Origin of the sequence: Streptomyces sp. NPDC006476, from assembly GCF_040612015.1 — a bacterium.
GTDB classification, from domain to species: Bacteria; Actinomycetota; Actinomycetes; order Streptomycetales; family Streptomycetaceae; genus Streptomyces; species Streptomyces griseorubiginosus_B.
In genome coordinates, this window is the sequence record NZ_JBEXPK010000058.1 from 15585 (window position 1) to 28198 (window position 12614).

The 12614-nt window shown below is 69.5% G+C and carries 13 protein-coding genes and 1 tRNA gene; 11 read left to right on the plus strand and 3 right to left on the minus strand.

What is annotated here, in order from left to right; translation table 11 throughout:
* Nucleotides 1-95 precede the first annotated feature (95 nt).
* On the plus strand, nucleotides 96-1541 hold the full coding sequence (locus tag ABZZ74_RS40310; RefSeq protein WP_356949126.1) for a DHA2 family efflux MFS transporter permease subunit: 1446 nt from the start codon (nucleotides 96-98) through the stop codon (nucleotides 1539-1541).
* A 286-nt stretch (nucleotides 1542-1827) separates the two neighbouring features.
* On the plus strand, nucleotides 1828-2883 hold the full coding sequence (locus ABZZ74_RS40315; RefSeq protein ID WP_356949127.1) for a UDP-N-acetylmuramate dehydrogenase: 1056 nt from the start codon (nucleotides 1828-1830) through the stop codon (nucleotides 2881-2883).
* Between the two features lie 52 nt (nucleotides 2884-2935).
* On the opposite strand, the gene ABZZ74_RS40320 is transcribed toward ABZZ74_RS40315, so the two are convergent.
* Nucleotides 2936-3568 (minus strand): NAD(P)H-binding protein, encoded by a 633-nt coding sequence (locus ABZZ74_RS40320; RefSeq protein WP_356949128.1) that lies wholly within the window; start codon nucleotides 3566-3568, stop codon nucleotides 2936-2938.
* 122 nt (nucleotides 3569-3690) lie between these two features.
* Here ABZZ74_RS40320 and ABZZ74_RS40325 point away from each other — a divergent pair, with 122 nt between their 5' ends.
* Together ABZZ74_RS40325 and ABZZ74_RS40330 are read left to right on the plus strand one after the other, a co-directional pair.
* A complete protein-coding gene (locus ABZZ74_RS40325; protein WP_356949129.1) occupies nucleotides 3691-4293 on the plus strand; it encodes a helix-turn-helix domain-containing protein in 603 nt (200 codons plus the stop codon).
* Entirely contained in the window at nucleotides 4284-4955 is a 672-nt protein-coding gene (locus tag ABZZ74_RS40330; RefSeq protein WP_356949130.1) for a hypothetical protein, read from the plus strand. The genes ABZZ74_RS40325 and ABZZ74_RS40330 overlap by 10 nt, the downstream gene beginning before the upstream one ends.
* Here the strand turns inward: ABZZ74_RS40330 and ABZZ74_RS40335 are convergent.
* Nucleotides 4936-5976 (minus strand): adenosine deaminase, encoded by a 1041-nt coding sequence (locus ABZZ74_RS40335; RefSeq protein WP_356949131.1) that lies wholly within the window; start codon nucleotides 5974-5976, stop codon nucleotides 4936-4938. The two genes, ABZZ74_RS40330 and ABZZ74_RS40335, sit on opposite strands and share 20 nt — an antisense overlap.
* Before the next feature lie 118 nt (nucleotides 5977-6094).
* Nucleotides 6095-7321, minus strand: a complete 1227-nt coding sequence (locus ABZZ74_RS40340; protein WP_356949132.1) for a pyridoxal phosphate-dependent aminotransferase — start codon at nucleotides 7319-7321, stop codon at nucleotides 6095-6097.
* A gap of 282 nt (nucleotides 7322-7603) precedes the next feature.
* Here ABZZ74_RS40340 and ABZZ74_RS40345 point away from each other — a divergent pair.
* The 7 genes from ABZZ74_RS40345 (at nucleotide 7604) to ABZZ74_RS40375 (ending at nucleotide 12347) form a co-directional block, all read left to right on the plus strand.
* Nucleotides 7604-7676, plus strand: a tRNA-Trp gene (locus ABZZ74_RS40345).
* 105 nt (nucleotides 7677-7781) lie between these two features.
* A complete protein-coding gene (secE, locus tag ABZZ74_RS40350; protein ID WP_133043307.1) occupies nucleotides 7782-8066 on the plus strand; it encodes a preprotein translocase subunit SecE in 285 nt (94 codons plus the stop codon).
* Between the two features lie 80 nt (nucleotides 8067-8146).
* Nucleotides 8147-8986 (plus strand): transcription termination/antitermination protein NusG, encoded by an 840-nt coding sequence (gene nusG, locus ABZZ74_RS40355; protein ID WP_356949133.1) that lies wholly within the window; start codon nucleotides 8147-8149, stop codon nucleotides 8984-8986.
* Between the two features lie 167 nt (nucleotides 8987-9153).
* Complete coding sequence (rplK, locus tag ABZZ74_RS40360; protein ID WP_037858373.1) at nucleotides 9154-9588, plus strand: 50S ribosomal protein L11; 435 nt, start codon at nucleotides 9154-9156, stop codon at nucleotides 9586-9588.
* A gap of 79 nt (nucleotides 9589-9667) precedes the next feature.
* Nucleotides 9668-10393, plus strand: coding sequence for a 50S ribosomal protein L1 (gene rplA / locus ABZZ74_RS40365; RefSeq protein WP_133043305.1), 726 nt, complete (start codon nucleotides 9668-9670; stop codon nucleotides 10391-10393).
* Nucleotides 10394-10524: 131 nt separating this feature from the next.
* Nucleotides 10525-11391, plus strand: coding sequence for a hypothetical protein (locus ABZZ74_RS40370; protein ID WP_356949134.1), 867 nt, complete (start codon nucleotides 10525-10527; stop codon nucleotides 11389-11391).
* Between the two features lie 104 nt (nucleotides 11392-11495).
* On the plus strand, nucleotides 11496-12347 hold the full coding sequence (locus ABZZ74_RS40375; protein WP_356949135.1) for a DUF1396 domain-containing protein: 852 nt from the start codon (nucleotides 11496-11498) through the stop codon (nucleotides 12345-12347).
* The last annotated feature ends 267 nt before the right edge of the window (nucleotides 12348-12614 follow it).

Here is a 12614-nt window from a genome sequence, read left to right on the forward strand (position 1 = left end):
AAGATACCCAAGCCACCTCTTTTTGCCCGCAAAACTTAGTGATCAATAACTAATAAGGTCAGCGAGACCAACCAAAACAACCCTCTGGGGGAGCGATGTCAGAGCAGCAGACCGCACCACATCGTCGCGGGGGAACTGTCTGGGCCCTCGTCATCACCAGCGTCGCCGGATTCATGGCGGCCCTCGACAACCTGGTAGTCACCACCGCCCTCCCCTCGATCCGCAAGGACCTCGGCGGAGCCCTGGGCGACCTGGAGTGGACGGTCAGCGCGTACACCCTCACCTTCGCCGTCCTCCTCATGTTCGGCGCGGCCCTGGGTGACCGCTTCGGCAGGCGCCGTATGTTCCTCGTCGGCCTCACCGTCTTCACTGGCGCCTCCGCCGCGGCCGCCATGGCCACCGGCATCGACTCCCTGATCGCGGCCCGCGCCGTCCAGGGCGTCGGCGCGGCGATCATGATGCCGCTCACCCTCACCCTGCTCACCGCCGCCGTCCCGGCTGCCAGGCGCGGCATGGCCTACGGCATCTGGGGTGCCGTCAACGGCCTCGCCGTGGCCTCCGGCCCCCTCATCGGCGGCAGCCTCACCGAGCACGTCTCCTGGCACTGGATCTTCTGGCTGAACGTCCCGCTGGGCATCGCGGTCCTGCCCCTGGCCCGCCTCCGTCTGAACGAGTCGTACGGCACCGGTGCCCCCCTCGACATCACCGGCACCCTCCTCGCCAGCGGCGGCCTCTTCGGCATCGTCTACGGCCTGGTCCGCGGCCCGGCGGACGGGTGGACCAGCGCCCTCGTCCTCACCGGCCTCTTCGCGGGCACCGCGCTCCTGACCGCCTTCATCCTCTACAGCCTGCGCGCCAAGAACCCCATGCTCCCGATGCGCCTGTTCCGCTCCCGGGCCTTCTCCGGCATCAACGCAGCGAGCCTCCTGATGTTCCTCGGCATGTTCGGCTCGATCTTCCTGCTCAGCCAGTTCATGCAGGGTGTGCTCGGCTACTCGCCCACCGAGGCGGGACTGCGGATGCTGCCCTGGACCGGCATGCCGATGCTGGTGGCGCCCGTCGCCGGCATCCTCTCGGACCGCATCGGCGGCCGCCCCGTAGTGGCGACGGGCCTCTTCCTCCAGGCTCTCGGCCTCGGCTGGATGGCGACCGTCGTGACGCCGGGCGTCTCCTACGCCACGCAGCTGCCCGCCCTGATCGTCAGCGGCATCGGCATGGGCCTCTTCTTCGCCCCCGCCTCCAACCTGGTCATGTCCAGCGTCCGTCCCAAGGAACAGGGCATAGCCTCCGGCGCGAACAACGCACTGCGCGAGGTGGGCGGGGCGCTGGGCATCGCCATCATGTCCTCGATCTTCTCGTCGCAGGGCGGCTACGCCACCGCCCAGACCTTCGTCGACGGCTTGCAGCCAGCCCTGGTCACCGGCTCGGCAGTCGTCGCCGCAGCCGCCGTGGCGACCCTGCTGATCCCGAGGAGGACCACGGCACACACCAAGACCCGGACCCCGTCGGCGGAAGCAGCCCCGGAGTTGGAAACCGTCTGATCCAAGAGAGGCAACCCAAGAGAGGCATGGGCCCCGTCCTCCAGGACTGGGCCCATGCCTGCCTGCGGGCCAGCGAGCCCGCACCGGCGCAACGGCGAGAAGGGGACGCGGCGGGGGGTGTCCGCCCGCAGCGTCGGGCGTCCGCGGACAGTACTGCCGTAGCAACAGAACCGCCCGACCGAGGACGGACACCCCCCGCCGCGGCACCGACCCCCCACGGCGAGCAGTGCGCGACGCAAGCCCCCACCGAACCCGCGCGGGCCGCCGCAGGCATACCCTTGGGCCCGTGCAGGAACGACACGACGCCCCCCTCGCCCCGCTCACCACCTTCCGCCTCGGAGGCCCGGCCAAGCGCCTGATCACCGCCACCACCGACGCCGAAGTGATCTCAGCGGTCCGCGAGGCCGACGCCGCCCGGACACCCCTCCTGCTGATCGGCGGCGGCTCCAACCTGGTCATCGCCGACAAGGGCTTCGACGGCACCGCCCTCCGCATCGCCACCACCGGCTACGAACTGCAGGGCACGACCCTCGAACTCGCCGCCGGCGAAGTATGGACCGACGCCGTCGCCCGCACCGTCGACGCCGGCCTGGCCGGCGTCGAGTGCCTGGCCGGCATCCCGGGCTCCGCCGGCGCGACCCCCATCCAGAACGTCGGCGCCTACGGCCAGGAGGTCTCCTCCACCATCACGGAGGTCATCGCCTACGACCGCCGCACCGCCGAAACGGTGACCCTCACCAACGAGGACTGCGCCTTCTCCTACCGCCACAGCCGCTTCAAGGCCGACCCCGAGCGCTACGTCGTCCTGCGCGTCCGCTTCCAGCTCGAAGACGCCGACGGCCTCTCGGCACCGATCAAGTACGCCGAGACCGCCCGCGCCCTGGGCGTGGAGCCCGGCGACCGCGTCCCCCTGGCGGAGGCCCGCGACACCGTACTGAAGCTGCGGGCGGGCAAGGGGATGGTCCTGGACCCCGAGGACCACGACACCTGGTCGGCCGGCTCCTTCTTCACCAACCCGATCCTCACCGACGACCAGTTCGCCGAGTTCCACGCGCGCGTGCGGGCCCACTTGGGCGAGGGCACCGAACCGCCCGCCTACCCGGCGGGAGAGGGCCACACCAAGACCTCCGCGGCCTGGCTGATCGACAAGGCGGGCTTCACCAAGGGCTACGGCACCGGCCCGGCCCGCATCTCCACCAAGCACACCCTCGCCCTCACCAACCGCGGCGACGCCACCACCGAGGACCTGCTGTCCCTCGCCCGCGAAGTCGTCACCGGCGTCCGAGAGGCCTTCGGCATCACGCTGGTCAACGAGCCCGTGACGGTGAACGTCAGCTTGTAACCCACCCCGCCCCACCCACGCCCCACCCAGCGCCCAGCACACCCCCCGACCCCTAGTACGCCACCCCAACCCCCTCCTTCACCGTCCCCGGATCATCGATCATGCCCAGCATCGCGTGAGCGACGTCCGCCCGCGCGATGAACCGCCCCCGGCGCGGGAAGCCGCCGACGACGACCCGGTACGAGCCGGTGAGGGGCTTGTCCTGCAGCCGCGGTGGCCGTACGGACGTCCAGTCCGTGCCGCTGCGAGCCAACTCGTCCTCCATCTCGCGCAGGTCGGCGTAGACGTCCTTGAGCAGCGCCGAGACGATCCCGCGCATCCCGCGGTCGAGGAGTCCGTCGCCCTCAGCCTCGGGCCCCACCGGGGCCGCGCTGACCACGACCACCCGGCGCACGCCCTCGACCTCCATGGCCCGCAGGACCGTACGGGTCAGCCGGGCCGCGACCCCGGCGTCCTTGCGGCTGCGGGCACCCAGACCGGAGAGGACCGCGTCCCGGCCGGCGACCGCGGGGCGTACGGCCTCCGGGTCGGTGAGGTCGGCGCGGAAGACCTCCAGGCCGGTACCGGTCACCTCGAGCCGGGCCGGATCCCGCACCACGGCCGTGACCCGGTGGCCCGCGGCGAGCGCCTGCCGGACGACCTCCTGCCCGATTCCTCCGGTGGCGCCGAAAACGGTGAGGTTCATTGATCCACTCCCATTCCTTCATCGGTGGGTGAGTACTCACTCACCCCATTACCTCCTAGAGTGAGTAAGTACTCACCCACTCGTCAAGAACCGTTGGACAAGGCATGCGATCCTTGGGCGCCATGCAGCAGAAACCGGCCCGCGCCCGCATCCTCGACGCCGCCCACGAGCTCATGCTCACCGTCGGGCTGGCCCGCGCCACCACCAAGGAGATCGCCAGGGCGGCCGACTGCTCCGAGGCCGCGCTCTACAAGCACTTCAGCAGCAAGGAGGAGCTGTTCATCGAGGTCCTGCGCGAACGGCTTCCAGGACTGGGCCCACTGCTGCGCGCCCTCACCGCCGAGCCGGGCCGGCACACCCTGGAGGAGAACCTCACCGAGATCGCCCGGCAGGCGGCCCTGTTCTACGAGCAGAGCTTCCCGATCGCGGCCTCCCTCTACGCCGAGACCCAGCTCAAGAAGCGCCACGACGACGCGATGCGGCAGATGGGATCCGGCGCGCACAAGCCCATCGAGGGCCTCGACGCCTACCTCCGCGCCGAACAGGCGGCCGGCCGCGTCCACCCCGACGCGGACACCTTCGCGGCCGCGTCCCTCCTCCTGGGCGCCTGTGCACAGCGCGCCTTCGCCTACGCCGCCACGAGCGACGGGCAGCCGCCCCCCGTGGACGACTTCGCCCGGCGCATGGCCCGCACGGTGCTGAGCGGAATCGCCGCATGCGACTGAGGTTGCGCGAGTTCCGGCCGAGGACCGGTCCCTACGAGCACCGGATCGTCCAGCCCTGGCTGCCTCTGCGCCACACCTTTCTGAGCCCGCCGGAGCCGATCGGTCTGCTGCTGGGCGACCACGACGGCCTGAATCGGCTCGCGGGCCTGTTCTCCTTCGCCGCCTACTCCCGCCACACGATCGTCCACGTGCCCCTGCGCGAGGGGGTCCCGCCGGACGAGGGCTGGGGCCGCCCGGTCGACCTCGTCCTCGCCCACCACACCCTCGGCCTGCGCCCCGGTCGATGGCCCGAACTGCGCCGGAGGCTGCGCCACGGCACCCCGCTGACCGCCCGCACGGACGAGGCGCGTACGGACCGGGACGCCGCACGGTGGCGCGAACGCCGGGAACGGGCGGACTTCCGCGAGGAGTTGCGGCACGCCACGCACGCCGACACGTTCTTCCTGTTCGGCAGCAGGGACGTCTTCGCCCAGAGCGCCACCTCCTTCGCTCACGCGGCGGGCTGGGGCCCGCGCCACAAGAACGTGGTCGAAGGGCGTTCGGCGCTGATGGCGGATCTGCCGGCACTGGTCCAGTCACCCGGCGGCGGCCACTCCCAGGACGTCCTGATCTGCTTCAAGCCCTATCCGCCGTACGGCCACTTCAAGCGCCCGGGCCGCTGAGCCAGTCGTCGATCCCCGTCAGCAACCGCGCCTTCACCGGCTCCGGCGCCGCCGAAGCGCGTACCGACTGCCGGGCCAGTTCCGCCAACTCCTCGTCCGTGAAGCCGTGATGGTGCCGCGCGATCTCGTACTGCGCGGCCAGCCGGGAACCGAACAGCAGCGGGTCGTCGGCGCCCAGCGCCATCGGCACACCGGCCTCGAAGAACGTCCGCAGCGGCACGTCCTCGGGCTTCTCGTACACCCCCAGAGCCACGTTCGAGGCCGGGCACACCTCGCACGTGACCCCGCGCTCCGCGAGCCGCTTCAGCAGCCGCGGATCCTCCGCCGCCCGCACCCCGTGCCCGATCCGGTCGGCGTGCAGGTCGTCCAGACAGTCCCGCACCGACGCGGGCCCGGTCAGCTCGCCCCCGTGCGGAGCCGACAGCAGACCGCCCTCCCGCGCGATGTGGAAGGCACGGTCGAAGTCCCGGGCCATGCCCCGCCGTTCGTCGTTCGACAGCCCGAACCCGACGACGCCCCGCTCGGCGTACCGCACCGCGAGCCGGGCCAGCGTGCGCGCGTCCAGCGGATGCTTCATCCGGTTGGCGGCGACGAGCACGCGCATGCCCAGGCCCGTCTCCCGCGAGGTCGTCTCCACCGCGTCCAGGATGATCTCGAGCGCCGGAATCAGCCCGCCCAGCCGCGGCGCGTACGACGTCGGATCGACCTGGATCTCCAGCCACCCGGCCCCGTCCCGGACGTCCTCCTCCGCAGCCTCCTGGACCAGCCGCCGGATGTCCTCGGGCTCTCTGAGACACGACCGCGCGGCGTCGTACAGGCGCTGGAAACGGAACCAGCCCCGCTCGTCCGTGGCCCGCAGCTTCGGCGGCTCCCCGCTGGTCAGTGCCTCGCTCAACGTCTCGGGCAGTCGCACGCCGTACTTGTCGGCCAGTTCCAGGACGGTCCCCGGCCGCATCGACCCGGTGAAGTGCAGATGCAGATGGGCCTTGGGCAGCTCAGAGAGATCACGTACACGCTCCATCCCAGGATCCTGCCGTACGTCGTCGCCGTACTGGTAGCGGAATCCCCGAACGTGGTCTTGCTCGCACAAAGCAACGGGCCCCCTCAAGCCGAAGGGGCCCGTGCACAGCGGCGACGCGTCAGTCCTGCGCCTCCGCCAGCAGCTTCTGGATCCGGCTGACGCCCTCGACGAGATCCTCGTCACCCAGCGCGTACGACAGCCGCAGATACCCGGGCGTGCCGAACGCCTCACCCGGGACGACCGCGACCTCGGCCTCCTCCAGGATCAACGCGGCCAGCTCGACCGTGTCCTGCGGCCGCTTGCCGCGGATCTCCTTGCCGAGCAGCGCCTTCACCGAGGGGTAGGCGTAGAAGGCGCCCTCCGGCTCGGGGCACAGCACGCCGTCGATCTCGTTGAGCATCCGCACGATCGTCTTGCGGCGCCGGTCGAAGGCCTCGCGCATCGTGGCCACGGCCTCCAGGTCGCCGGAGACGGCGGCGAGGGCGGCGACCTGTGCGACGTTCGACACGTTCGAGGTGGCGTGCGACTGCAGGTTGGTCGCGGCCTTGACCACGTCCTTCGGGCCGATGACCCAGCCCACGCGCCAGCCGGTCATGGCGTACGTCTTCGCCACACCGTTGACCACGACGCACTTGTCGCGCAGCTCGGGCAGCAGCGCGGGCAGGGAGACGGCGCTCGCGTCGCCGTACACCAGGTGCTCGTAGATCTCGTCGGTCAGCACCCACAGGCCGTGCTCGACGGCCCAGCGGCCGATCGCCTCGGTCTCGGCCTCGGTGTACACCGCGCCGGTCGGGTTGGAGGGGGAGACGAAGAGGACGACCTTGGTCTTCTCCGTGCGGGCCGCCTCCAGCTGCTCGACGGAGACCCGGTAGCCGGTCGTCTCGTCGGCGACGACCTCCACCGGGACACCGCCGGCCAGCCGGATCGACTCGGGGTACGTCGTCCAGTACGGCGCGGGGACGATGACCTCGTCGCCCGGGTCGAGGATCGCGGCGAAGGCCTCGTAGATGGCCTGCTTGCCGCCGTTGGTGACCAGGATCTGCGAGACGTCGGGCTCCCAGCCGGAGTCGCGCAGCGTCTTCGCGGCGATCGCGGCCTTCAGCTCGGGCAGACCGCCGGCCGGCGTGTACCGGTGGTACTTCGGGTTCTTGCAGGCCTCGACGGCCGCCTCGACGATGTAGTCCGGGGTCGGGAAGTCGGGCTCACCGGCGCCGAAGCCGATCACCGGACGCCCGGCGGCCTTGAGGGCCTTGGCCTTGGCGTCCACGGCGAGGGTGGCGGACTCGGAGATCGCGCCGACTCGGGCGGAGACCCGGCGCTCGGTGGGAGGGGTTGCAGCGCTCATGGGCCCATCGTTCCAGACCCGAAACATGGCGGGCACGCGGGTTTCACAGACTGAACATCCAGGGGTCGGTCACTGAACACCCGTCCGGAATCATGCGGTGGCCTGGGTGATCTTCCGCGGGTTCAACGGCGATCTTCCGGCGCCAACGCCCCCACGGGCACTTTCTGTTCGACGGGGCGCTCCGGACCACGTACACTCTCACCTCGTTGGCCATCAGCTGCCGCGCCGCGAGCGGTGCACACCGAGCACTCGGTCGGATGCGGTACGTTGGGGGACACACAAAGGGTCGTAGCTCAATTGGTAGAGCACCGGTCTCCAAAACCGGCGGTTGGGGGTTCAAGTCCCTCCGGCCCTGCTACACACACCTTCACCAGGTGTGCGCATGTACGTACAGCAACGCACCGCCGTGCGGCTCAGACCGGGCGCGGCACGGCCACGACCCGGGAACAGGTGAGGACGAATGGCGGACGCCGTGGGCTCCATCGACACGCCTGATGCCCAGGACGAGGCACAGGAGACGAAGAAGGCCCGCAAGGGTGGCAAGCGGGCCAAGAAGGGTCCGCTCAAGAGGCTTGCCCTTTTCTACCGGCAGGTCGTCGCCGAGCTTCGCAAGGTCGTCTGGCCGACGCGTAACCAGCTGACGTCGTACACCACCGTGGTGATCTTCTTCGTCGCCATCATGATCGCCCTGGTGACCGTGATTGACTATGGACTCAGCCACGCCGCCAAGTACGTCTTCGGCTGAGCCGACTGCGAAGGGCGCCGTGGTTACCGGCGCCCCTTTCGCGTGTTCCACCCCTATGTATCCAGGAAGAAGCAGCCACCGTGTCTGAGCAGAACCTGAACGATGCCATCGAGCCCGACGAGTCTGTCGACGACGAGCTCGACATCGTCGAGGGCGCGGACGAGCAGGACGAGTTCGAGGCTGCCGAGGCAGAGCTGGGGGAGGCCGCCGAGGAGGACGCCGTCCACGTCGTGGACGAGGACGAGGACTCCGAGGCCGACGAGCACGTCGAGGAAGCCGCTGTCGAGGAGGAGACCGAGCCGGTCGACCCCGTCGAGGCCCTCCGCGAGGAGCTGCGCACGCTGCCCGGCGAGTGGTACGTCATCCACACCTACGCCGGCTACGAGAACCGCGTGAAGACCAACCTGGAGCAGCGCGCCGTCTCGCTGAACGTCGAGGACTACATCTTCCAGGCCGAGGTGCCGCAGGAAGAGGTCGTCCAGATCAAGAACGGCGACCGCAAGACGATCAAGCAGAACAAGCTGCCGGGTTACGTCCTGGTCCGCATGGACCTGACGAACGAGTCCTGGGGCGTCGTCCGCAACACCCCCGGTGTCACCGGCTTCGTCGGCAACGCCTACGACCCGTACCCGCTGACGCTGGACGAGATCGTCAAGATGCTCGCCCCGGAGGCCGAGGAGAAGGCCGCCCGCGAGGCCGCCGAGGCCGAGGGCAAGCCGGCTCCGCAGCGCAAGGTCGAGGTTCAGGTGCTGGACTTCGAGGTGGGCGACTCGGTCACCGTCACCGACGGCCCGTTCGCCACGCTGCAGGCGACCATCAACGAGATCAACCCGGACTCGAAGAAGGTCAAGGGTCTCGTCGAGATCTTCGGCCGCGAGACGCCGGTCGAGCTGTCCTTCGACCAGATCCAGAAGAACTAGGCTCCGCCGCACAGAGCTTCCGACCAGGTCAGGCGATCGCTCGCACGATCGCCTGACCTGCTCGGTTTTTGGCCGCGCATCTATACCCGTTATCGTTGTGCGGTATGCCTGCGTTCGGGTGCTCCCCGTAGGCAGGCAGGACCCGAACCGAAAGGACCCGGAGAGTAATGCCTCCCAAGAAGAAGAAGGTCACGGGGCTCATCAAGCTCCAGATCAACGCCGGTGCGGCGAACCCCGCCCCGCCGGTCGGCCCCGCGCTCGGTCAGCACGGCGTCAACATCATGGAGTTCTGCAAGGCGTACAACGCCGCGACCGAGTCGCAGCGTGGCTGGGTCATCCCGGTGGAGATCACGGTCTACGAGGACCGTTCCTTCACCTTCGTGACCAAGACGCCGCCGGCCGCGAAGATGATCCTCAAGGCCGCGGGTGTCGAGAAGGGCTCCGGCGAGCCGCACAAGACCAAGGTCGCCAAGATCACCGAGGCGCAGGTCCGCGAGATCGCCCAGACCAAGCTTCCCGACCTCAACGCCAACGACCTGGACGCCGCGTCGAAGATCATCGCCGGCACCGCCCGTTCCATGGGCATCACGGTCGAGGGCTGAGCCCCAACCCCCCAGCAGTAGAAGTGGCAGGGCCTGCTCGGCCCGCACCACGACTCCTCAAGAACACACAGGAGCAGTAGTGAGCAAGCGCAGCAAGTCTCTCCGCGCTGCGGACGCCAAGGTCGACCGGGAGAAGCTCTACGCCCCGCTCGAGGCCGTCCGTCTCGCCAAGGAGACCTCCACGACCAAGTTCGACGGCACCGTCGAGGTCGCCTTCCGTCTGGGTGTCGACCCGCGCAAGGCCGACCAGATGGTCCGTGGCACCGTGAACCTCCCGCACGGCACCGGTAAGACCGCCCGGGTCCTGGTCTTCGCGACCGGTGACCGTGCCGAGGCCGCGCGTGCCGCGGGCGCCGACATCGTCGGTGCCGACGAGCTGATCGACGAGGTCTCGAAGGGCCGCCTGGACTTCGACGCCGTCGTCGCCACCCCGGACCTCATGGGCAAGGTCGGCCGCCTCGGCCGTGTGCTCGGTCCCCGTGGTCTCATGCCGAACCCCAAGACCGGCACCGTGACCCCGGACGTGGCGAAGGCCGTCAACGACATCAAGGGCGGCAAGATCGAGTTCCGCGTCGACAAGCACTCGAACCTGCACTTCATCATCGGCAAGACGTCCTTCGACGACGACAAGCTGGTGGAGAACTACGGCGCCGCGCTGGAGGAGATCCTCCGTCTGAAGCCGTCCGCCGCCAAGGGTCGCTACATCAAGAAGGCCGCGGTCTCCACCACCATGGGCCCCGGCATCCCGGTCGACCCGAACCGCACCCGCAACCTCCTCGTCGAGGAGGACCCGGCCGCGGTCTGAGCCTGAGGCTCACCCCAGTCGGACGACGGGCCCCGCACCTGCCCAGGTGCGGGGCCCGTCCCCTTTTGCGGTACACGCGCGCGTGCCCTGGGTTAGCGTGCGAGCAGGGCGATCGCACAGGGGTGGGACGTATGAAGAGCACGACCGTGCGCCACACGGCCCTCACGGCCGCGGCGGTGCTCGCGCTCTCCGCGACGGCCGCGTGCACCTCCTCCGGGCCTTCCGGGCAGGACGAGCCGTCCCATAAGGCCACGGTCCCCGCCGCCGTCACCACCGCCCTGCGCGGCGCCGAACGCTCCACCGACCGGGCCGAGTCGGCCCGGGTCCGCTCCACCACGACCCTGGGCTCCGAGTTGTCCATGACGGCGGACGGCGTCCTCGCCTGGAGCGACGGCACGACCGGCACGGTCACCATCACCTACACCAGCGGCACGACCGCCGACCTCATGCGCCGTCTCGGCACGACCTCCATGGAGGCCCGTTACCTGCCGGACGCCTACTACGCGCGCATGGGCGAGAAGTTCGCCCGGCAGGCCGGCGGCAGGCACTGGATCCGGTACGGCTACGACGATCTCGCCGGCCTCGGGGGCGGATCCGGTGCCGAGTTGAAGAACCAGATGCGGTCCACCACGCCCAACCAGTCCGTGAAGCTCCTGCTGGCCTCCGGCGATGTGCGCGAGGCCGGCGAGGAGAAGGTGCGCGGCGAGCACACCAGGCACTACGCCGGCACCGTGCGGGTCGCCGACCTCGCCGCCGGGGAGCTCAGGAAGCAGCTCACCGAGGCCGGCGTGGACCGCGAGAGCGTCGACATCTGGGTCAACGACCGGGACCTGCTGGTCAAGAAGGTCGAACGGGGCCGGACGGCGAGCGGCGCCTACACCCAGACCGCGTACTACAGCGACTACGGCGTGCGGGTCTCGGCGGCCCGGCCGCCGGCGGAGGACACCCAGGACTTCAGGCAGTTGCTGAAGAAACAGGGGCTCGCTCCTGAAGCGTGATGATATTCGGGAGCACTTTGCACTCCCTTGGGGATAGGCTCACGGCACGCCTGTGTATCGACCATGTGTTCCATGTGTTCCGTGTGTTCCTTTGGGGGGAATCAATGAGGTCTGCTGTACGTGGTTCTGTGCGCCGTCGGGCGACGGGGGCCGGGCTCGCCGCCCTGCTGCTCGCCGGGGGAGCGGTCGCCTGCGGGAAGGGCGACAAGTCGCCGGAGATGTCGCCTGTCGCGGCCGTGGCCAAGGCCGCGAAGAAGACGCAGAACATCACGTCCCTGCACTACCGCATGAAGGGCACGTACCCCGGGCAGGGCAAGATGACGGCCGAGGCCTCCATGCGGCTCAAGCCCACCGTCGCGATGAGCATGAAGATGAACGTGCCCTCCCAGGGCGCCGAGGGCGCCGCGGAGATCCGGCTCGTCGACAAGGCCATGTACATCGGCGGCAACCCCGCGATGGCCAAGGAGATGGACGGCAAGACCTGGCTGAAGTTCGATCTGTCCGCCCTCGGCGACAAGCAGCTCGGCGCGGGCGCGCCGGGAGCCGGCCAGGCCGAGCAGAACCCGGCGGCCGAGTCCGGCTTCCTCACCGGCGCCAAGGACCTGAAGAAGGTGGGCACCGAGACCGTCGACGGTGTGGAGACGACCCACTACCGGGGCACCCTGACCCTCGACGAGCTCAAGGCCTCCCTGAAGAAGGAGAGCAAGGACGTCCGCGAGCAGCGCGAGAAGAGCCTTCAGCAGTACGAGAAGCTCGGCGTCGACACGATGACGATGGACATGTGGGTCGACGGCCAGGACCGCACCAAGCAGTTCCGGATGAAGGGCCAGGCCGACAAGGGCCCGCTCGACATGACCATCACCTTCGTCGACTACAACAAGCCGGTCGCCGTCACCGCCCCGCCGGCCAAGGACGTCGCCGACCTCGCCGAGATGATGAAGGACGCCCAGGGCTGAACCGTACGACCGGATTTGCCTCACGGCGATCCGGTCCCGTACTCTCCTACAGAAGCCAAAGACCGCTGGTCGTTGCCGTGCGCTCGGAAGAGGGCCCGGTGGCCGAAGGATCCGCTGAACCGCGGACGACCCGCGCAGGTGACTGTGGAAGTGCTCCCGGAACGCCCCTGACCATGGGGCAGCCTGGTCGAGCTACGCCCCGTGCGCCTGCGCCGGGGCGTTTCGTTTTCCCCAGCCCCTTCCGAGCGGTCGTCATCACCCGGAAGG

What these genes read in the sequence shown, in the direction of transcription:
- ABZZ74_RS40310 (WP_356949126.1), top strand. Translation starts at nt 96, where the DNA reads ATGTCAGAGCAGCAGACCGCACCACATCGTCGCGGGGGAACTGTCTGG.
- ABZZ74_RS40320 (WP_356949128.1), bottom strand. Translation starts at nt 3,568, where the DNA reads ATGAACCTCACCGTTTTCGGCGCCACCGGAGGAATCGGGCAGGAGGTC.
- ABZZ74_RS40325 (WP_356949129.1), top strand. Translation starts at nt 3,691, where the DNA reads ATGCAGCAGAAACCGGCCCGCGCCCGCATCCTCGACGCCGCCCACGAG.
- ABZZ74_RS40330 (WP_356949130.1), top strand. Translation starts at nt 4,284, where the DNA reads ATGCGACTGAGGTTGCGCGAGTTCCGGCCGAGGACCGGTCCCTACGAG.
- ABZZ74_RS40335 (WP_356949131.1), bottom strand. Translation starts at nt 5,976, where the DNA reads ATGGAGCGTGTACGTGATCTCTCTGAGCTGCCCAAGGCCCATCTGCAT.
- ABZZ74_RS40340 (WP_356949132.1), bottom strand. Translation starts at nt 7,321, where the DNA reads ATGAGCGCTGCAACCCCTCCCACCGAGCGCCGGGTCTCCGCCCGAGTC.
- secE (WP_133043307.1), top strand. Translation starts at nt 7,782, where the DNA reads ATGGCGGACGCCGTGGGCTCCATCGACACGCCTGATGCCCAGGACGAG.
- rplK (WP_037858373.1), top strand. Translation starts at nt 9,154, where the DNA reads ATGCCTCCCAAGAAGAAGAAGGTCACGGGGCTCATCAAGCTCCAGATC.
- ABZZ74_RS40370 (WP_356949134.1), top strand. Translation starts at nt 10,525, where the DNA reads ATGAAGAGCACGACCGTGCGCCACACGGCCCTCACGGCCGCGGCGGTG.
- ABZZ74_RS40375 (WP_356949135.1), top strand. Translation starts at nt 11,496, where the DNA reads ATGAGGTCTGCTGTACGTGGTTCTGTGCGCCGTCGGGCGACGGGGGCC.